Annotated in this window: 21 protein-coding genes; 10 read left to right on the top strand and 11 right to left on the bottom strand. The window is 60.2% G+C overall.

Going from position 1 to position 16,420, the window contains the following annotated elements; genetic code table 11:
• Positions 1 to 64 precede the first annotated feature (64 nt).
• The 3 genes from FXO12_RS24000 to FXO12_RS23990 all read right to left on the bottom strand — a co-directional run bounded on the left by FXO12_RS24000 (position 65) and on the right by FXO12_RS23990 (position 2,380).
• The gene (locus tag FXO12_RS24000) at positions 65 to 967 is read right to left on the bottom strand and encodes an alpha/beta fold hydrolase (RefSeq protein ID WP_054921550.1); all 903 of its coding nucleotides are present in this window, start codon (positions 965 to 967) and stop codon (positions 65 to 67) included.
• Positions 967 to 1,749 carry a class II aldolase/adducin family protein gene (locus FXO12_RS23995; RefSeq protein WP_054896970.1) on the bottom strand — a complete coding sequence of 261 codons (783 nt, stop codon included), beginning with the start codon at positions 1,747 to 1,749 and terminating at the stop codon, positions 967 to 969. Before FXO12_RS23995 ends, FXO12_RS24000 begins: the two co-directional genes overlap by 1 nt.
• A gap of 175 nt (positions 1,750 to 1,924) precedes the next feature.
• Entirely contained in the window at positions 1,925 to 2,380 is a 456-nt protein-coding gene (locus tag FXO12_RS23990; RefSeq protein ID WP_014719876.1) for a flavodoxin, read from the bottom strand.
• A gap of 129 nt (positions 2,381 to 2,509) precedes the next feature.
• Here FXO12_RS23990 and FXO12_RS23985 point away from each other — a divergent pair, with 129 nt between their 5' ends.
• Both FXO12_RS23985 and FXO12_RS23980 read left to right on the top strand, forming a co-directional pair.
• Positions 2,510 to 2,977 carry a PAS domain-containing protein gene (locus FXO12_RS23985; RefSeq protein WP_057975048.1) on the top strand — a complete coding sequence of 156 codons (468 nt, stop codon included), beginning with the start codon at positions 2,510 to 2,512 and terminating at the stop codon, positions 2,975 to 2,977.
• 58 nt (positions 2,978 to 3,035) lie between these two features.
• Positions 3,036 to 3,641 carry a hypothetical protein gene (locus tag FXO12_RS23980; protein ID WP_034128738.1) on the top strand — a complete coding sequence of 202 codons (606 nt, stop codon included), beginning with the start codon at positions 3,036 to 3,038 and terminating at the stop codon, positions 3,639 to 3,641.
• On the opposite strand, the gene FXO12_RS23975 is transcribed toward FXO12_RS23980, so the two are convergent.
• Positions 3,632 to 4,594 carry a MerR family transcriptional regulator gene (locus FXO12_RS23975; protein ID WP_057975047.1) on the bottom strand — a complete coding sequence of 321 codons (963 nt, stop codon included), beginning with the start codon at positions 4,592 to 4,594 and terminating at the stop codon, positions 3,632 to 3,634. The genes FXO12_RS23980 and FXO12_RS23975 overlap by 10 nt on opposite strands.
• Before the next feature lie 213 nt (positions 4,595 to 4,807).
• Here FXO12_RS23975 and FXO12_RS23970 point away from each other — a divergent pair, with 213 nt between their 5' ends.
• From FXO12_RS23970 to FXO12_RS23945, 6 genes are read left to right on the top strand one after another with little or no spacing between them, the layout of a single operon-like run.
• Positions 4,808 to 5,365, top strand: coding sequence for a hypothetical protein (locus tag FXO12_RS23970; RefSeq protein WP_054896973.1), 558 nt, complete (start codon positions 4,808 to 4,810; stop codon positions 5,363 to 5,365).
• A 57-nt stretch (positions 5,366 to 5,422) separates the two neighbouring features.
• Positions 5,423 to 6,133 carry a dihydromonapterin reductase gene (folM, locus tag FXO12_RS23965; protein ID WP_054921547.1) on the top strand — a complete coding sequence of 237 codons (711 nt, stop codon included), beginning with the start codon at positions 5,423 to 5,425 and terminating at the stop codon, positions 6,131 to 6,133.
• Positions 6,134 to 6,153: 20 nt separating this feature from the next.
• Complete coding sequence (folE, locus tag FXO12_RS23960; RefSeq protein ID WP_003194072.1) at positions 6,154 to 6,714, top strand: GTP cyclohydrolase I FolE; 561 nt, start codon at positions 6,154 to 6,156, stop codon at positions 6,712 to 6,714.
• 2 nt (positions 6,715 to 6,716) lie between these two features.
• Positions 6,717 to 7,088, top strand: a complete 372-nt coding sequence (folX, locus tag FXO12_RS23955) for a dihydroneopterin triphosphate 2'-epimerase (RefSeq protein ID WP_003194073.1) — start codon at positions 6,717 to 6,719, stop codon at positions 7,086 to 7,088.
• Between the two features lie 15 nt (positions 7,089 to 7,103).
• Complete coding sequence (locus tag FXO12_RS23950) at positions 7,104 to 7,400, top strand: DUF1244 domain-containing protein (protein ID WP_057975046.1); 297 nt, start codon at positions 7,104 to 7,106, stop codon at positions 7,398 to 7,400.
• Positions 7,393 to 7,731: a HopJ type III effector protein gene (locus FXO12_RS23945; RefSeq protein WP_054896975.1), complete on the top strand. Its 339-nt coding sequence runs from the start codon at positions 7,393 to 7,395 to the stop codon at positions 7,729 to 7,731. The genes FXO12_RS23950 and FXO12_RS23945 overlap by 8 nt, the downstream gene beginning before the upstream one ends.
• A gap of 168 nt (positions 7,732 to 7,899) precedes the next feature.
• Here FXO12_RS23945 and trxB read toward each other — a convergent pair whose 3' ends face one another.
• Positions 7,900 to 8,862, bottom strand: a complete 963-nt coding sequence (gene trxB / locus FXO12_RS23940; RefSeq protein WP_010206474.1) for a thioredoxin-disulfide reductase — start codon at positions 8,860 to 8,862, stop codon at positions 7,900 to 7,902.
• Positions 8,863 to 9,156: 294 nt separating this feature from the next.
• Between trxB and cysZ the strand changes: the two genes are divergently transcribed.
• Both cysZ and FXO12_RS23930 read left to right on the top strand, forming a co-directional pair.
• Positions 9,157 to 9,921, top strand: coding sequence for a sulfate transporter CysZ (gene cysZ / locus FXO12_RS23935; protein WP_054896976.1), 765 nt, complete (start codon positions 9,157 to 9,159; stop codon positions 9,919 to 9,921).
• 54 nt (positions 9,922 to 9,975) lie between these two features.
• Complete coding sequence (locus tag FXO12_RS23930) at positions 9,976 to 11,178, top strand: glycosyltransferase family 1 protein (RefSeq protein WP_034128746.1); 1,203 nt, start codon at positions 9,976 to 9,978, stop codon at positions 11,176 to 11,178.
• On the opposite strand, the gene FXO12_RS23925 is transcribed toward FXO12_RS23930, so the two are convergent.
• The 6 genes from FXO12_RS23925 to rpmA all read right to left on the bottom strand — a co-directional run bounded on the left by FXO12_RS23925 (position 11,147) and on the right by rpmA (position 16,411).
• A complete protein-coding gene (locus tag FXO12_RS23925; RefSeq protein WP_034128747.1) occupies positions 11,147 to 12,250 on the bottom strand; it encodes an NADH:flavin oxidoreductase in 1,104 nt (367 codons plus the stop codon). The two genes, FXO12_RS23930 and FXO12_RS23925, sit on opposite strands and share 32 nt — an antisense overlap.
• 193 nt (positions 12,251 to 12,443) lie before the next feature.
• The gene (locus FXO12_RS23920) at positions 12,444 to 12,926 is read right to left on the bottom strand and encodes a glutathione peroxidase (RefSeq protein WP_054896977.1); all 483 of its coding nucleotides are present in this window, start codon (positions 12,924 to 12,926) and stop codon (positions 12,444 to 12,446) included.
• 102 nt (positions 12,927 to 13,028) lie between these two features.
• Positions 13,029 to 13,493, bottom strand: coding sequence for a CreA family protein (locus FXO12_RS23915; RefSeq protein WP_003194082.1), 465 nt, complete (start codon positions 13,491 to 13,493; stop codon positions 13,029 to 13,031).
• Between the two features lie 16 nt (positions 13,494 to 13,509).
• On the bottom strand, positions 13,510 to 14,628 hold the full coding sequence (gene proB / locus FXO12_RS23910; RefSeq protein ID WP_057975045.1) for a glutamate 5-kinase: 1,119 nt from the start codon (positions 14,626 to 14,628) through the stop codon (positions 13,510 to 13,512).
• Between the two features lie 109 nt (positions 14,629 to 14,737).
• On the bottom strand, positions 14,738 to 15,961 hold the full coding sequence (gene cgtA, locus FXO12_RS23905) for an Obg family GTPase CgtA (RefSeq protein ID WP_003194084.1): 1,224 nt from the start codon (positions 15,959 to 15,961) through the stop codon (positions 14,738 to 14,740).
• A gap of 192 nt (positions 15,962 to 16,153) precedes the next feature.
• On the bottom strand, positions 16,154 to 16,411 hold the full coding sequence (gene rpmA, locus FXO12_RS23900) for a 50S ribosomal protein L27 (RefSeq protein ID WP_003176049.1): 258 nt from the start codon (positions 16,409 to 16,411) through the stop codon (positions 16,154 to 16,156).
• Positions 16,412 to 16,420: the final 9 nt, after the last annotated feature.

The following is a 16,420-nucleotide window of genomic DNA, read 5'->3' as shown; positions in this document are numbered from 1 at the left end:
TGGTCACAATAAAGACGGCCAGGGCTGAATGGTGCTTGATAAGGCAGCGGGATGATGCGCAGGCTCAGGAATAGGCCGCGCGCGGTGAAGGCTGGCTGATGCGCTCACGAAACGCCTGGTAATGCTTGAGCACCTGGACCGGCGCCTCGATCTGCGGGTAATGGCCGATATTGGCCAGTCTTATCGTGTCGGGCTGGGGCACCAGTTGGCGATAGCGCTCGACCATATGAGCCCCGGAAATCGGGTCCACCTCGCCGTCGATCACCCGTAAAGGTACTTCGCCTCGCTGCATGGCCGTGAGCCAGCGCTCGCGCAGACGACGGCGCTGGGGGATGTAGGCGATCAGTTTGTGCAGGATACGCGGGCCGTCGTTGCAACTGATCAAACTCCAGAAATCATCCAGCACGCTTTCACTGGGCCGCGTCTGGGGGCCGAAGATCTGGTTGAAACTGCTGGCCAAGGCATTGCGCCCAAAGGCCCGACCGATCATCCAGCCCAACGGGCTGAGCAGCAGCTTTTGCACCAGCGCCGGCCGATGGGTTTCCGGAAACAGCCCGCCGTTGAGAAATACACAACTCGCCATCTGGAACCGCCCCTCGTAATGCCGGGCCAATAATTCCTGGGCGACACTGTCGCCGTAGTCATGAGCCAACACATGCACCGGCTGCTCTACGCGCAGGTGCTCAAGCAACGCCTGTTGCAGATCGGCCTGTTCCAACAGGCAATAGTCGTGGTCCAAAGGTTTGGCCGAGTCGCCAAAGCCGAGCATGTCGCAGGCAATCACCAGGTTGCGCTGGGCCAGGGGTTGCCACAGGTAGTGCCAGTCCCAACTGGCCGTGGGGAAACCATGAATCAGCAGCAACGGCTCGCCCTGCCCGGCCACCCAATACCGCACGGTGTGGCCACGAAAGACGAAGTCCTGGCCGCGCTTGCGCCAGGCTCTGAGCGGTATCTCGGCGAGTGGCATCAGCTTTTATACCCGGGGTCCTGATTATCCAGTTTGCGCAGCAGCGCCGGCCAGGCCAGCGCACCGCCCATACCTTGGGCGCTTTTTGTGACAGCTGCCACCATCGCCTTGGCACCAGCGAGAATCTGCGGCTCGATGGCTATCAACTCGGTGCCGCCGCTTTGGGCCAGTACCTGGATCTCGCAGGCGCGCTGGAAGGTGAACATCATCAGGAAGGTGTCGGCGATGGTGCCGGCGCAGGTCAGCAGGCCGTGGTTGTGCAGCATCAGGAAATTGTTCGGACCCAGATCCGCTTGCAACCGGGCCTTTTCCTCATGATTGAGCGCCACGCCTTCATAGGCGTGATAGCCCAGGCTGGAGAGCACAAACAGCGATTGCTGGCTGATGGGCAATACACCCTGCTTTTGCGCACACACCGCCACGCCGGCAGCGGTGTGGGTGTGCAGCACGCAGGTCACGTCGTGGCGCACTTCGTGGATGGCGCTGTGGATGGTGTAGCCCGCAGGGTTGATCTCGTAGGGGCTGTCCATTTGCTTATTGCCGGCCTGGTCAACCTTGACCAGGCTCGACGCGGTGATCTCATGGAACATCAGCCCATAGGGGTTGATCAGGAAATCTTCAGTGCCCGGCACCTTGGCCGAAATATGCGTGAAGATCAGGTCATCCCAGCCGTGCATGGCCACCAGGCGATAGCAGGCCGCGAGGTCCACGCGGGTTTGCCATTCGGCGGCGCTGACCTGGGCTTTGACGTTTTGTGGCGATGGTGCAGGGGCTAGGCTCATGGCAATGACCTCCTTGGCGCACTTCTTATGGTGTCTAAAGTGAGAGCCAGTCTAGTCAGACGCCGAGGCGCAAGGAGTTTCCTTGGCAGCCAGCTTGATGACTGAGCGAGTCAGTCAAGAGAATAGTACAAATACGTGTCAAACAAGCGCCGTCAATAACGGCGCTCCCTGGGGTTCAACCGCGCAGCGCGGTGATCAAATCGGCCAGCCAAGGCTCGGCGTCAGCTTCCGGGGTGACGCTTTCGCTGGCGTCCAGGCGCAGCATCGGCTGCACTTCGCGGATGCCCAGTTCGGCGAACAATTCGCGCATTTGTTCACCGCCGCCACAGAAGGTATCGCCATAGCTGGCGTCGCCCAGGCCGATGACCGCTCCCGGCAGGCCGCGCCAGGCGGCGGGCAGTTGGTCGCGGATGGTTGAGTACAGAGGCTGCAGATTGTCGGGCAGCTCGCCCATGCCGGTGGTCGAGGTCACTGCCAGGAATGCATCGGGAGCAAAGGCCTGCACGTCTGCCAGCGTGGCACGCGCGTTGTGCCAGGCGTTGAAACCTGCGTCCTTGAGGATTTCTTCCGCGTGGCGAGCGACTTCTTCAGCCGTACCGTAGACCGAGCCGGAGAGGATGGCGACTTTCATCAATCTGATCCTGTAGTTGAGTGAAAGCGTGGGATATTAGCAGCCCGTGCCAATATTTCAGTGCGCACCGTGCAACATTCCAGACTTGCCATAAACTGGCAAGGTCAAAACCAGGCCATGGACCGCTCTATGATTAACGCCAAACTGCTGCAAATGGTCGTCAATGCGTCCAACGACGGAATCGTTGTTGCCGAGCGCGAAGGCCGGGAGAAACCACTGATCTACGTCAACCCGGCCTTCGAAAGGATGACTGGCTACACGCTGGACGAGATCCTCTATCAGGACTGCCGCTTCCTGCAGGCGGGCGACCGCGACCAACCGGCCTTGATCGCCATTCGTGATGCACTCGACAGCGGCGGCACCTGCCGAGAGATCCTGCGTAACTACCGTAAGGACGGCACGCCTTTCTGGAACGAGCTATCGCTTTCGACCGTGTACAACGAGGTCGACAAGCAAACCTATTTCGTCGGTGTGCAGAAAGACGTCACCACTCAAGTCAAGGCACAAAAGCGTGTCGCCCAACTGGAAGCTCAGTTGGCCGAGCTCAAGAGCGAGCTCGCCGCACTCAAGGCGACGAGTGGATTTAACAAACTGTAAAAAATGCGGTCTTTAGAGCGATAATGGCTTTTTAATGCCTCAGCCTTGAGCCAGATCAATGCAACGCGACACGCTATTGACGCAGGACGAGCTGGATTTTATCCAGGACATGACACACAACCCGCAGCTCAACCTGCGGGATGCATGGTCGAGCCTGACGGTTAATGGCGGCGCACAGATTCGCGATCTGCTCACGCGGCTAGCGGCTCACGACCAGGTCACCATCCAGGCGCAGTTCGACAACCAGCAACTCACCTTCCCGTTGCACTTGGTGGAAGATGAGTTTCATGCTGTGCATTTACGCTTGGGCGTACCGAGCATTTTTGAAGATGGGCCGATGATCCGCCCGTGGCGCCTGGCGCTTGAAACGCCGGTGGCGCTGGAAAACATCAAGGGCTACTCCAGCGCGCTGTGGGTGCACGAAGTGTCATTCAAAGGGGTGCTGGTAGAGGTGCGTGGCCGGGTCAAACCGCCAAAGACGTTTTCCCTGTGGTTCAGCCCTTCCGGCTACGAACGCATCGCCCTGCGCGGTACGCTGGAGCGGGTAACCGCCCGCGGCCTGTTCGCCTACCGCCTGAGCCAAAGCGATGCTGATGAGATCGAACGGTTACGCCAGTTCATCCTGCACCAGCATCGCCTGGTCCATCCTCACGTTCATGCCTGAGACTCCAGATGGCCGCTGAGCAGTTGCTGCAAGCGGCGCGGCATCAAGCGCCCGTCATTGCCCAGGCAACCAATCGATGCCCCCTCCAGGCTGAGTTCTGCCAGCTCTGACGCCTCTCCAGCCAGCAACAACGGGCAATCGAGGGTGAAGGCCAGGCGATTGAGCCGTGACGCCAACTCTGCGCCAGGGGCATGGTTGGAAAACAGCACCAGGGCTTGCGGCCGAGTGCGCTCGCAGATCAGCGTCAACTCATCCAGTGGCTGGCCAACGCCCAGGACCTTGACCGCCAGTTTCTCGCTCGACATCAACAAGCCCGCCACCAGCAACTCCAGCTCACGGCACTCTCCGGCAATGGCTGAGAGCAACACCCTGGGCACTGGCGAGGCACAGGCTATTTGCAGGCACCGTGCGACGCGCGAGCGCAGGAAATTGTCGAAGAACAGCCACTCGCTGGCTTGGCCAAAGCGGCCTTGGTGACGTAACAACTGCTGCCACAGCGGGACCAAAATGTCCTGGAACACCACGGTCGTCGAATAGACGCTGAAGATCTGGCCGTACAACCGGTCGAGCTCACGATCATCAAAGGCACTGATGGCCTGCCGCAGTTGCGCCTGCCATTGGCGCCACTCCAGTTCGGTATCGCTGCGTGACGCTGTAGCCGGCTCGTTGGGCTGTGGGTCGCGCGCCAAAAGCTTGCCGACTTTGCTCACCGCTACGCCACGCTCGATCCAGTCGAGGATGCGGTGCACGGTTTCGATATCGGTGCTTGAGTAAAGCCTGTGCCCACTTTCGGTGCGTACAGGCTGGATCAAACCGTAGCGACGCTCCCAGGCACGTAGCGTTACCGGGTTCACGCCTGTGAGTCTTGCCACTTCACGAATCGGAAACAGGCCCTCGCAGTCAGTGTGGCTGTCGGGTGTCGTTTCGCGAAGAGGCGCAGTGATTTCAGGCATCAGCAGTCAAAAAACTTGTATGAATTTGGATCCTATTTAACGCCGATTGAACTGCATGATTCAAGATCTACGGCGATCCATCCGAAGTTTCTGGCGTATTTGGGCAAAACCGGAATAATCCTTGCCTGTTCTTTTGCGTCGCTGCACCACCCCGCAGCTTCGTTCGTGCGCCGCCTACCCGGCTCGGCGCACTTGCTGATTTGGAGATATACGATGTCTACCTCACCCGTCACCCTGATGGTTGCGCGCCGCGTGGCCAAAGGTCGCTACGAAGAACTGATGGCCTGGCTGCGCGAAGGCGAGCAATTGGCGACTGACTTCCCCGGTTACCTGGGCTCCGGCGTGCTGGCGCCACCACCCCATGATGATGAATTCCAGATCATCTTCCGCTTCGCCGATGAAAAAACCCTGCACGCATGGGAGTTCTCCGCTTCGCGCAGCGCGTGGCTGAGCCGTGGCAGCGAGCTATTTGCCAACCCGTCGGAACACCGTGTCAGCGGTATCGATGGCTGGTTCGGCGCAGCGGGTGCCCGCCCGCCACGCTGGAAACAGGCGGTGGCCATCTGGTTGGCTTTTTTCCCGGTATCGTTGCTGTTCAACTTCGGCCTGGGGCCGCTGCTCAGCGAGTTGGACCTGTTCAGCCGCGTACTGGTGAGCACCGCAGCCCTGACCCCGTTGATGGTTTATTTCTTTATACCGCTGTCGACCCATCTGCTGGCGAACTGGCTGCACCCTTCGCCCCCTCGCAAAGTCACTGAAGCCGCCGCTTGAGTACAGGGAGGCCGGCGCGCTGGTATAGTTTGAGCCTGCCAGCGACTTGAGCCTCCCATGAATGCAACCAACGCTCCGATCCTGATCACCGGTGCCGGCCAGCGTGTCGGCCTGCATTGTGCCGAGCGCCTGTTGGATGAAGGCCAAGCGGTGATGTTCAGCTACCGCAGCGAACGCCCCGGCGTGCAGGCGCTGCGTGAGCGCGGTGCCATCGGCGTGTTTGCCGATTTCTCCAGCGAAGCCGGAGTGCTGGCTTTCATTGCCGCAGTCAAAACCCATACTCAAAGCCTGCGAGCAATCATCCACAACGCTTCAGCCTGGGTCGCCGAAACCCCGGGCGACGAAAGCCGTGCCTTTATCGACATGTTCAGCGTGCACATGCTTGCGCCGTACCTGATCAACCTGCATTGTTCACCTTTGCTGCAACGCTCGACACCCGCCGATATCGTGCATATCAGCGATGACGTGGTGCGCAAGGGCAGCCAGCAGCACATCGCCTATTGCGCCACCAAGGCCGGGCTCGACAGCCTCACGTTATCGTTTGCCGCACAGTTCGCGCCGCTGATCAAGGTCAACGGTATCGCACCGGCGATGGTGATGTTCAACGAAGGCGATGACGCGGCCTATCGCGCCAAGGTCCTGGCCAAGTCGGCCCTGGGCATCGAACCCGGGCCCGAGGTGATCTACCAGAGCGTGCGTTACCTGCTGGACAATCCCTATGTCACCGGTACCACCCTGACCGTCAACGGTGGGCGGCATATCAAGTAAGCCGTTTACGAGGATGTTGTATGACCTTATCCCTGCCCCACCACTACCGCGAGATCCTCAAGGGCCTGGGCGAAGACCCGCAGCGCGAGGGCCTGCTCGATACGCCCAAGCGTGCCGCCAAGGCCATGCAGTACCTGTGTCATGGCTATGAGCAGAATCTGGAGGAAATCGTCAACGGCGCGCTGTTCGCGTCCGACAATGACGAGATGGTGATCCTCAAGGACATCGAGTTGTACTCGTTGTGCGAGCATCACCTGCTGCCCTTCATCGGCAAGGCCCATGTGGCCTATATTCCGACCGGCAAGGTGCTGGGCCTGTCAAAACTGGCGCGCATTGTCGACATGTTCGCCCGGCGCCTGCAGATCCAGGAGAACCTCACGCGGCAAATCGCCGACGCCATCCAGGACGTGACCCAGGCCGCCGGTGTGGCGGTGGTGATCGAAGCCAAGCACATGTGCATGATGATGCGCGGCGTGGAGAAACAGAATTCAACCATGAACACCTCGGTGATGCTCGGCGCCTTTCGCGAGTCGAACACCACCCGCATGGAGTTCCTGCAACTGATTGGACGGAGCAAGTAGCAATGCCACAACTTCAACCAGGCATGGCGCGTATCCGGGTCAAGGACCTGTGCCTGCGCACCTTTATCGGCATCAACGAGGACGAAATCCTCAACAAGCAGGATGTACTGATCAACCTGACCATCCTGTATGCCGCCCAGGAAGCCGTGCGTGACAACGACATCGACCACGCCCTGAACTACCGCACCATCACCAAGGCCATCATCGCTCACGTCGAAGGCAATCGCTTTGCCCTGCTGGAGCGCCTGACCCAGGAATTGCTGGACCTGGTGATGAGCAACGAATCGGTGCTGTACGCCGAAGTCGAAGTGGACAAGCCCCACGCGCTGCGCTTTGCCGAGTCGGTTTCGATCACTCTGGCCGCCAGCCGCTGATACTAAGTGAGCCCTATGAACGACCAACAACGCCTCGAACTCGAAGCCGCCGCCTTTCGCCGATTGGTGGCCCACCTGGACAGCCGCAAGGATGTGCAGAATATCGACCTGATGAACCTCGCCGGCTTCTGCCGCAACTGCCTGTCCAAGTGGTACAAGGCCGAGGCCGACGAACGCCAGATCGAGGTCAGCCTCGATGACGCCCGTGAAGTGGTGTACGGCATGCCGTACGCCGAGTGGAAAGCCCAATACCAGCAAGAAGCCAACGTAGACCAACAGGCCGCGTTCGCCAAAGGAAAGCCTCATGACTGATTTGAACACCCTGCGCGCCAGCCTCAACAGCGGCGAACACGCCTTTGCCGATACCTTGGCGTTCGTCGCGGCGGGTTACGACTACCAGCCGCAAGCCTTCATCAACGGCGGTGTGGAAAATGCCGCTGGGCAGAATGAAGGGTCGTGCAAGACCCTGGGTTTGGCGCTGCTGGAAGGGTTGAGTGATAAGGAAGCACTGCTGGCGTTTGGTGAGCATTACCGGTCGGTGGTGGCGACGCCTGAGGGCAGTGACCATGGCAATATCCGGGCGTTGATTGCCCATGGACTGGCCGCAGTGAAGTTTGCTGAACAGCCTCTGACTCGCCGCTGATTTAATAACCAACCCCGCTCAATGTGGGAGCCGGGCTTGCCCGCGATGGCGGTGGTGACTATCACACCGCTATCGCAGGCAAGCCAGCTCCCACATTTGTTTAGTGGTGTAGGTTAGATCCCAGGCATAAAAAAACCGGCTTTCGCCGGTTTTTTTGAGTCAACGGGTTTAGAACGAAGCGTCCTTCAAACCGTCGAGGTAACGCTCGGCATCCAGGGCCGCCATGCAACCGGCGCCGGCCGAGGTGATGGCCTGGCGGTAAACGTGGTCTGCCACGTCGCCGGCAGCGAAGATACCTTCGATGTTGGTCGCAGTTGCATTGCCTTCGCGGCCGCCCTGCACCACCAGGTACCCGTCTTTGGCTTCCAGCACGCCTTCGAACAGTGAGGTGTTCGGAGTGTGGCCGATAGCGATGAACACGCCGTCCACTTTCAGCTCGTCGAAACTGCCGTCGTTGTTTTTCAGACGGGCACCGGTCACACCCATGTTGTCGCCCAGGACTTCATCCAGGGTGGCGTTGAGCTTGAGGATGATCTTGCCTTCAGCGACACGGGCGTGCAGCTTGTCGATCAGGATCTTCTCGGCGCGGAAGGTCTCGCGGCGGTGAACCAGGGTCACGGTGCTGGCGATGTTGGCCAGGTACAGCGCCTCTTCCACGGCCGTGTTGCCACCGCCGACCACGGCAACCGGCTTGTTGCGGTAGAAGAAACCATCGCAAGTGGCGCAGGCGGAAACACCCTTGCCCATGAACGCTTCTTCCGACGGCAGGCCCAGGTAACGCGCACTGGCACCAGTGGCAATGATCAGTGCATCGCAGGTGTACACACCGCTGTCACCGGTCAGGCTGTAAGGCTTTTTCGAGAAGTCGACCTGGTTGATATGGTCGAAGACGATCTCGGTTTCAAAGCGCTCGGCATGCTCTTTCATGCGTTCCATGAGCACCGGGCCAGTCAAGCCATGGACATCGCCCGGCCAGTTGTCGACTTCAGTAGTGGTGGTCAACTGACCGCCCGCCTGCATGCCGGTGATCAGCAACGGCTTGAGATTGGCCCGGGCAGCGTAGACAGCGGCGCTGTAACCGGCAGGGCCGGAACCGAGAATAATCACTCGGGAATGACGGGTATCAGACATGACTCACTCCTACCGACCGCCCGGACCACAGGGCGGCGGGAATAAAAAAGGACCGCGAAGCACTTGGGGAAGGCTTTGACTCGCCAGGTCCTGAAAAATAATGGGTGCAGCGTATCGAGGGGGGCAAGATTAAGGAAATACGCAATAACAATCCAGCTCATAGGTGTTCTCTATGCGTGCAATCAAGCTAATCGACACCTTTGTAACCCTGGATGTCGCCTACCTGCCCGCGCTTTCACATCAGGTGCAAAGCCGGTAAGGTCGGCGCGTTCGCCATTTTGCTCGGAGTACCCCATGCCCGCCCCTGCTCTTTCCGGCCCGCAATACCTGCGTGAAGGCCTCAAACTGGTGTTGAGCCCAGGCCTGCGCCTGTTTGTGCTGTTGCCGTTGGCGATCAACCTGGTGCTGTTCGTCGGGTTGATCTATTTCGCCGGCCATCAGTTCAGCCTGTGGGTCGACAGCTTGATGCCGACGCTGCCCCACTGGCTAGGCTTTTTGAATTACCTGTTGTGGCCGCTGTTTGTCGTGCTGGTGGTGCTGATGGTGTTTTTCACCTTCACCATGCTCGCCAATATTATCGCCGCGCCGTTCAACGGGTTCCTCGCCGAGAAGGTCGAGGTCGTGGTACGTGGCACCGACGACTTCCCGCCGTTCAGTTGGGGTGAGCTGGCTGCCATGGTCCCGCGCACCCTGGCGCGGGAGATGCGCAAGCTGGGTTACTTCCTGCCACGTGCCATCGGCCTGTTCATCCTGTCGTTCATCCCGGTGGTCAACCTGATCGCGGCGCCGTTGTGGCTGCTGTTTGGCGTGTGGATGATGGCGATCCAGTACATCGACTACCCGGCCGACAACCACAAGCTGGGCTGGAACGAAATGCTCGCGTGGCTGCGCCAGAAACGCTGGCAGAGCATGAGTTTTGGCGGCATTGTCTACCTGGTACTGCTGGTGCCGGTGGTCAACCTGTTGATGATGCCAGCGGCGGTGGCCGGGGCGACGCTGTTCTGGGTGCGGGAGCAAGGCGCCGAGGCGATGGCGCAGCCGGCGGTGGCCAAGTCATAAATCCATCATCGCCCTGACACAATGACGACATGGCCCACGCCGACACTGTGAGTCATGACGACAGCCTCGCTTCACATCACCCTCATTACCGAAACCTTCCCGCCGGAAATCAACGGGGTGGCCAATACCCTTGGCCGCCTGTGCGAGGGTTTGCGTTCACGCGGTCATCAGGTCGAGCTGGTACGCCCACGCCAGAGTGCCGACCAAAACCGCTCCAGCGACGATGAACTGCTGCTGTGCCGCGGCTGGCCACTGCCGGGCTATCCAGGCTTGCAATGGGGCCAATCGTCAATGCGCAAGTTGCTGCGCCGCTGGACGCGGCAACGCCCGGATGTGCTGTATATCGCCACGGAAGGGCCGCTGGGGCTCTCGGCGCTGCGCGCTGCGAGGCGCCTGGGGATCGGCGTAGTCAGCGGCTTTCATACCAACTTTCAGCAGTATTCGAACCAGTATGGCTTGAGCCTGTTGAGCCGCGTGGTCACCCATTACCTGCGCTGGTTTCATAACCGCTCGAGCCTGACCCTGGTACCGAGCGCCAGCCAGCGCCTGGAGCTGGAGCGCCGGCATTTTGAGCGTCTGGATATGTTATCCCGGGGTGTCGACAGCCAATTGTTCCACCCGGCCAAACGCGATAACGCCATGCGTGAAAATTGGGGGTTGGAGAACCACGATATTGCTGTGCTGCATGTGGGACGCCTGGCCCAAGAGAAGAACCTGAGGCTGCTCAAGCGCTGCTTTGATGCCTTGCAGGCTGCCTATCCAATGCGGCGCATGAAGCTGATTGTGGTCGGTGATGGCCCCCAGCGCTCGTCGATGGAACACGATTTGCCCGATGCAGTGTTCTGCGGAACGCAGCGCGGCGAAGAGCTGGCAAGGCATTACGCCTCAGGGGATTTGTTCCTGTTCCCCAGCCTGACCGAAACCTTCGGCAATGTGGTGCTTGAAGCGATGGCGTCTGGCCTGGGCGTGGTGGCTTACGACCAGGCCGCCGCGAGCCAGCATCTGCGCCATGGCTATAGCGGCGCACTGTCGATGCCTGGGGATGAAGACGCATTTTGCGACGCGGCCATCTGGCTGCTGGAGGAGCGCGAAACGTTGCGCAGAGTGCGCTTGAATGCCCGACAACATGCCAGCCGTCAGGGCTGGCCGGCGATTATCGAGCAGTTCGAGCGCCAGTTGCGCGGGGTATGCGAGGACGGCCAACCGGTGCCCGCCCTCTTACCGCTCACACCAGAGTCATCAACGCCTCACGACTGAAGGGCAAGATGTCACTCTCGCGCCCTTCGCGCACCTTCACCGCCCAATCCGGGTCCACTAGCAAGGCACGGCCCACTGCCACGAGGTCGAACTCATCGTTGTTCAGGCGCTCCAGCAGTTTCTCCAGGCTGGCAGGCTGGGCAACTTTGTCGGTGTTGACCATGAACTGCAGGAACTCGCCATCCAGGCCCACGCTGCCTACCGTGATGGTTGGCTTACCGGTTAGCTGACGCGTCCAACCGGCGAGGTTAAGGTCGGAGCCTTCAAATTCCGGCTCCCAGAAACGACGGGTGGAGCAGTGGAAAATATCCACGCCAGCGTCAGACAGTGGCTTGAGAAACTCACCCAACGCCTCAGGGGTTTGCACCAGGCGCGCGGTGTAGTCCTGCTGCTTCCACTGGGAGAAACGCAAGATGATCGGAAAGTCCGGGCCGACAGCGGCGCGGGTGGCCTGGATCAGCTCAATGGCGAAGCGCGAACGGTTGGCCAGGCTGCCACCGTATTCGTCGGTGCGCTGGTTGCTGCCTTCCCAGAAGAACTGGTCCACGAGGTAGCCGTGGGCACCGTGGATTTCCACGCCGTCCATGCCGATGGCCTGGGCATCCTTGGCGGCCTGGGCGAAGGCGTTGATCACGTCCTTGATGTCCTGTTTGGTCATGCCGTGCACAACGACATTGCCGTCCTTGAGCTTTTCCATCGGGCCATAAGCCGGCACGCTGGCATCAGGCTCAGTGCCCATACGGCGCACACTGCCCACATGCCACAGCTGCGGAACAATCTTGCCGCCTTCGGCGTGGACTGCATCGACCACTTTCTTCCAGCCAGCCAAGGCGGCTTCACCGTAGAAATGCGGCACGTTGGGGTAGCCATTGGAGGCTGGGTGCCCGACCACGGTGCCTTCAGTGATGATCAAGCCCACACCGGCAGCGGCACGGCGGCGGTAGTACTCAATGACTTTGGAATTGGGTACGCCGCCAGGGGAGAACGAGCGAGTCATGGGCGCCATGACCACGCGGGTCGACAGTTGCAATGCACCGAGCTGGAAGGGTTTGAACAAGGCTTGGACGGGCATGGAACGCTCCACGGGAGAGTGAATTTATGATGCGGATAATATGGAGAGCCTGCAGCGCTGAGTAGCACTATTGATCTAAATGATTAAGGAGTAAAAGCGGGACGCGGAGCGCCCAGGGTGGCATTCCCACGCAGAGCGTGGGAACGATCAACGATCAACGCAGAGCGTAGGAACGATCAGGCCTTCACTGACGTCAGCTCAAGGCTTTTTCGATGGCCTGGATGATGGAGGGGTCTTCCGGGGGCGTGCGTGGTGAGAAGCGCGCAAGTACACGGCCATCCTTACCCAACAGGAATTTCTCGAAGTTCCAGGTGATATCCCCGGGGAATTCAGCGCCCTCGCCCGCCAGCAAACGGTACAACTGGTGCCGATCAGGCCCGTTGACCTCGATCTTGCTGCCCAGTGGAAAGGTCACGCCGTAGTTCAGGCTGCAGAACTGCTGAATCTGTTCCTCGGTGCCCGGCTCCTGGCCTGCAAACTGGTTGCATGGCAAGCCGAGCACTGTGAACCCTTGGTCCTTGTACTGCTGATAGAGGTTTTCCAACGCCGCGTATTGCGGGGTCAAACCACATTTGGACGCAACATTGACCACCAGCACAACTTGGCCCTTGAAAGGCGCCAGCGGTAGCGCTTGTCCGTCCAGGGCTTTGAGTTTCAGATCGTGGAAAGCACTCATGACGAACTCCAGATATCCCATGTTCTTTGCATTGCAGCCCTTCGGAGCTTACAACCGGCAAAGCTGCAATCATAGACGCCGGTGACAAAACTCGCCTGCAGGTTACTGAGCGGTCGGCCATGGCAGAATCGGAATTGCCGTCACCGCATTCTGCGGGCTGCCTTCGATCAAACGGTCGCTATAGACCAGATACACCAGGGTGTTGCGCTTCTTGTCGAGGAAACGCACCACCTGCATGGTCTTGAATACCAGCGAGGTGCGCTCCTTGAACACTTCGTCGCCGTCCTTGAGCTCACCCTTGAAGTGGATCGGGCCCACCTGGCGGCAAGCGATCGAGGCTTCGGCACGGTCTTCAGCCAGGCCCAGGCCGCCCTTTACCCCGCCGGTCTTGGCACGCGACAAGTAGCAGGTCACGCCATCGACCTTGGGGTCGTCAAACGCTTCAACCACAATCCGGTCGTTGGGGCCGACGAACTTGAACACCGTCGACACCTGGCCGACTTCTTCGGCCGAAGCCAGCAGCGGCATGGCCAACAGCAGGCCGAGCAATCCCTTCATCACGCGCATCGTGTATTTCCTATGGTTAAACCAGGATCAGGTTGTCGCGGTGAACCAGTTCCGGTTCCGCCATATAGCCCAAGAGTCCGACAATGGCGTCGGAAGATTGTCCAATAATCTTCTGTGCTTCCAGGGCGCTGTAATTGGCCAGGCCGCGCGCAATCTCGCGACCGTCTGGCGCAACGCACACCACCATCTCGCCACGGCGGAAGCTGCCCTGCACCAACTTCACACCCACCGGCAGCAAGCTCTTGTTGCCTTGGGACAAGGCCGATACGGCCCCCGCGTCCAGCACCAGCGTGCCACGGGTTTGCAGGTGACCGGCCAGCCATTGCTTGCGCGCCGCCAGCATGCCGCGCTCCGGCGACAGCAGCGTGCCGATGCGCTCACCGGTCTTGAGGCGATCAAGCACGCGCTCCAGGCGCCCGCCGACGATGATGGTGTGGGCCCCCGAACGCGCCGCCAGGCGTGCGGCGCGCAGTTTGGTCTGCATGCCGCCACGGCCCAGGGCACCACCGACACTGCCGGCGACCGCATCCAGCGCCGGGTCGTCGGCGCGGGCTTCATAGATAAGCTGGGCATCGGGGTTGTTGCGCGGGTCGGCGTCGAACATGCCATCGCGGTCGGTGAGGATCACCAGCAGGTCGGCCTCTACCAGATTGGCCACCAGGGCGGCCAGGGTGTCGTTGTCACCGAAGCGGATTTCGTCGGTGACCACGGTGTCGTTCTCGTTGATGACCGGGATGACCTTGAGCTCCACCAGCGCGCGCAAAGTGCTGCGGGCGTTGAGGTAGCGCTTGCGGTCGGACAGGTCGTCGTGGGTCAGCAGCACCTGCGCCGTGTGGCGGCCGTGCTCGGCAAAGCTGGACTCCCAGGCTTGCACCAGGCCCATCTGGCCGATGGCAGCGGCGGCTTGCAGCTCGTGCATCGCGCTGGGTCGCGCGGTCCAGCCGAGGCGGCTCATCCCGGCGGCAACCGCTCCGGACGACACCAGCACCAACTCAACGCCTGCCTCATGCAAGGCCACCATCTGCTCGACCCAGACGCTCATGGCTGCGCGATCCAGACCTTTGCCATCCGCCGTCAACAGCGCACTGCCGATTTTCACGACCCAGCGCTGCGCACCTGTCACTTTGCTCCGCATCATCTTCAACCTTAGAGTGAGGGCCGCGCGACCCAGCGCTGCCCATAACGTTATACCCGGATACCAAAACGCCGCTCCAGGGAGCGGCGTTCAAGTTTATCGCAACGGATCAGTCACGCACGTAAATGATTTCCGGACCGTCTTCATCATCCACGTCTTCTTCGTCCCAATCATCGTCGCCGATGTCGTGGACCGACTTCACGCCGCTGCGGCGCAGAGCACGCTGGTCGTCCAGGGCCTGCAACTGGGCGCGGGCTTCGTCTTCGATCTGCTGGTCGAGTTCGGCGAGTTCGGCCTTGTACACCGGGTCGGCCGCCAGGCGGTCGGCACGGTCTTCCAGGTAACGCATGATGTCGCGGGTCAGGCGCTCGGTGCCTTCTTTGGCGATGGCCGAGATGACGTAGACCGGACCTTCCCACTCCAGGCGATCAACGATCTCCTTGACGCGCTCTTCGTGCTCTTCTTCAAGAATCTGGTCGCACTTGTTCAGTACCAACCAGCGATCGCGCTCGGCCAGGGCCGGGCTGAACTTGGTCAGTTCGCTGACGATGACTTCGGCGGCGTCTGCGGCGCTGGTGTCATCCAGCGGCGCCATGTCGACGAGGTGCAGCAGCAAACGGGTGCGGGACAAGTGCTTGAGGAAGCGGATGCCCAGGCCAGCACCGTCGGAAGCGCCTTCGATCAAGCCGGGAATGTCGGCAACCACGAAGCTTTTCCAGCGGTCGACGCTGACCACGCCCAGGTTTGGCACCAGGGTGGTGAACGGGTAGTCGGCGACTTTCGGCTTGGCGGCCGATACCGAGCGAATGAAGGTACTTTTACCCGCGTTCGGCAGACCCAGCAGGCCCACGTCCGCCAGTACTTTCATTTCCAGCTTCAGGTCGCGCTGCTCGCCCGGTTTGCCCGGCGTGGTCTGGCGCGGTGCACGGTTGGTACTGGACTTGAATCGGGTGTTACCCAGACCGTGCCAACCGCCCTGCACAACCATCAGCTTCTGGCCGGCCTTGGTCAGGTCGCCAATCACTTCCTGGGTCGCAGAGTCGATGATCGTGGTGCCGACCGGTACGCGCAGTACCAGATCTTCACCTTTTTTACCGGTGCAGTCGGTGCTGCCGCCGTTGGAGCCACGCTCGGCATCGAAGTGCCGGGTGTAACGGTAGTCGACCAGGGTGTTGAGGTTTTCGTCGGCCATCATGTAGATGGAACCGCCGTCACCGCCGTCACCGCCGTTTGGACCACCGTTTTCGATGAATTTTTCGCGACGGAAACTCATGCAACCGTTACCGCCGTCGCCTGCTTTTACTCGGATGGAAACTTCATCAACGAACTTCATAACAAAACGCCTCTCGCCGCATGGACGAGCTTAAGAAACCAAGACATAAGACTCTTGCAAAAATGAGCGCAGCGACCTCAATCAGCGACCGCAAACCTGCGCCTGAGCTCATCACAAACAGCTTTGCAAGAGACTCACTCCACAAACGAAAAAGCCCCGTCGCAAGACAGGGCTTTTCCAGCGATCTCGCAATTAAGCTGCGACAACGCTCACGTAACGGCGGTTGAACGCGCCCTTTACTTCGAACTTGATCACGCCTTCGATTTTAGCGAAGAGGGTGTGATCTTTACCCATGCCAACACCGTAACCGGCGTGGAATTGGGTGCCGCGCTGACGCACGATGATGTTGCCCGGAATGATTTTCTGGCCGCCATACATCTTCACGCCAAGGCGTTTGGCTTCTGAGTCGCGACCGTTACGGGTACTACCACCAGCTTTTTTGTGTGCCATGAGTCAATT

Source organism: Pseudomonas sp. J380, assembly GCF_009827115.1.
Classification (GTDB): Bacteria; Pseudomonadota; Gammaproteobacteria; order Pseudomonadales; family Pseudomonadaceae; genus Aquipseudomonas; species Aquipseudomonas paracarnis.
This window is presented reverse-complemented; position numbering and strand designations above follow the sequence as displayed.

What these genes read in the sequence shown, in the direction of transcription:
- FXO12_RS23945 (WP_054896975.1), top strand. Translation starts at nt 7,393, where the DNA reads ATGACTGATTTGAACACCCTGCGCGCCAGCCTCAACAGCGGCGAACAC.
- FXO12_RS23985 (WP_057975048.1), top strand. Translation starts at nt 2,510, where the DNA reads ATGATTAACGCCAAACTGCTGCAAATGGTCGTCAATGCGTCCAACGAC.
- FXO12_RS23925 (WP_034128747.1), bottom strand. Translation starts at nt 12,250, where the DNA reads ATGCCCGTCCAAGCCTTGTTCAAACCCTTCCAGCTCGGTGCATTGCAA.
- FXO12_RS23970 (WP_054896973.1), top strand. Translation starts at nt 4,808, where the DNA reads ATGTCTACCTCACCCGTCACCCTGATGGTTGCGCGCCGCGTGGCCAAA.
- cgtA (WP_003194084.1), bottom strand. Translation starts at nt 15,961, where the DNA reads ATGAAGTTCGTTGATGAAGTTTCCATCCGAGTAAAAGCAGGCGACGGC.
- rpmA (WP_003176049.1), bottom strand. Translation starts at nt 16,411, where the DNA reads ATGGCACACAAAAAAGCTGGTGGTAGTACCCGTAACGGTCGCGACTCA.
- folE (WP_003194072.1), top strand. Translation starts at nt 6,154, where the DNA reads ATGACCTTATCCCTGCCCCACCACTACCGCGAGATCCTCAAGGGCCTG.
- FXO12_RS24000 (WP_054921550.1), bottom strand. Translation starts at nt 967, where the DNA reads ATGCCACTCGCCGAGATACCGCTCAGAGCCTGGCGCAAGCGCGGCCAG.
- FXO12_RS23995 (WP_054896970.1), bottom strand. Translation starts at nt 1,749, where the DNA reads ATGAGCCTAGCCCCTGCACCATCGCCACAAAACGTCAAAGCCCAGGTC.
- FXO12_RS23980 (WP_034128738.1), top strand. Translation starts at nt 3,036, where the DNA reads ATGCAACGCGACACGCTATTGACGCAGGACGAGCTGGATTTTATCCAG.
- trxB (WP_010206474.1), bottom strand. Translation starts at nt 8,862, where the DNA reads ATGTCTGATACCCGTCATTCCCGAGTGATTATTCTCGGTTCCGGCCCT.
- FXO12_RS23920 (WP_054896977.1), bottom strand. Translation starts at nt 12,926, where the DNA reads ATGAGTGCTTTCCACGATCTGAAACTCAAAGCCCTGGACGGACAAGCG.
- FXO12_RS23950 (WP_057975046.1), top strand. Translation starts at nt 7,104, where the DNA reads ATGAACGACCAACAACGCCTCGAACTCGAAGCCGCCGCCTTTCGCCGA.
- FXO12_RS23975 (WP_057975047.1), bottom strand. Translation starts at nt 4,594, where the DNA reads ATGCCTGAAATCACTGCGCCTCTTCGCGAAACGACACCCGACAGCCAC.
- folM (WP_054921547.1), top strand. Translation starts at nt 5,423, where the DNA reads ATGAATGCAACCAACGCTCCGATCCTGATCACCGGTGCCGGCCAGCGT.
- FXO12_RS23915 (WP_003194082.1), bottom strand. Translation starts at nt 13,493, where the DNA reads ATGCGCGTGATGAAGGGATTGCTCGGCCTGCTGTTGGCCATGCCGCTG.
- FXO12_RS23990 (WP_014719876.1), bottom strand. Translation starts at nt 2,380, where the DNA reads ATGAAAGTCGCCATCCTCTCCGGCTCGGTCTACGGTACGGCTGAAGAA.
- FXO12_RS23930 (WP_034128746.1), top strand. Translation starts at nt 9,976, where the DNA reads ATGACGACAGCCTCGCTTCACATCACCCTCATTACCGAAACCTTCCCG.
- proB (WP_057975045.1), bottom strand. Translation starts at nt 14,628, where the DNA reads ATGCGGAGCAAAGTGACAGGTGCGCAGCGCTGGGTCGTGAAAATCGGC.
- folX (WP_003194073.1), top strand. Translation starts at nt 6,717, where the DNA reads ATGCCACAACTTCAACCAGGCATGGCGCGTATCCGGGTCAAGGACCTG.
- cysZ (WP_054896976.1), top strand. Translation starts at nt 9,157, where the DNA reads ATGCCCGCCCCTGCTCTTTCCGGCCCGCAATACCTGCGTGAAGGCCTC.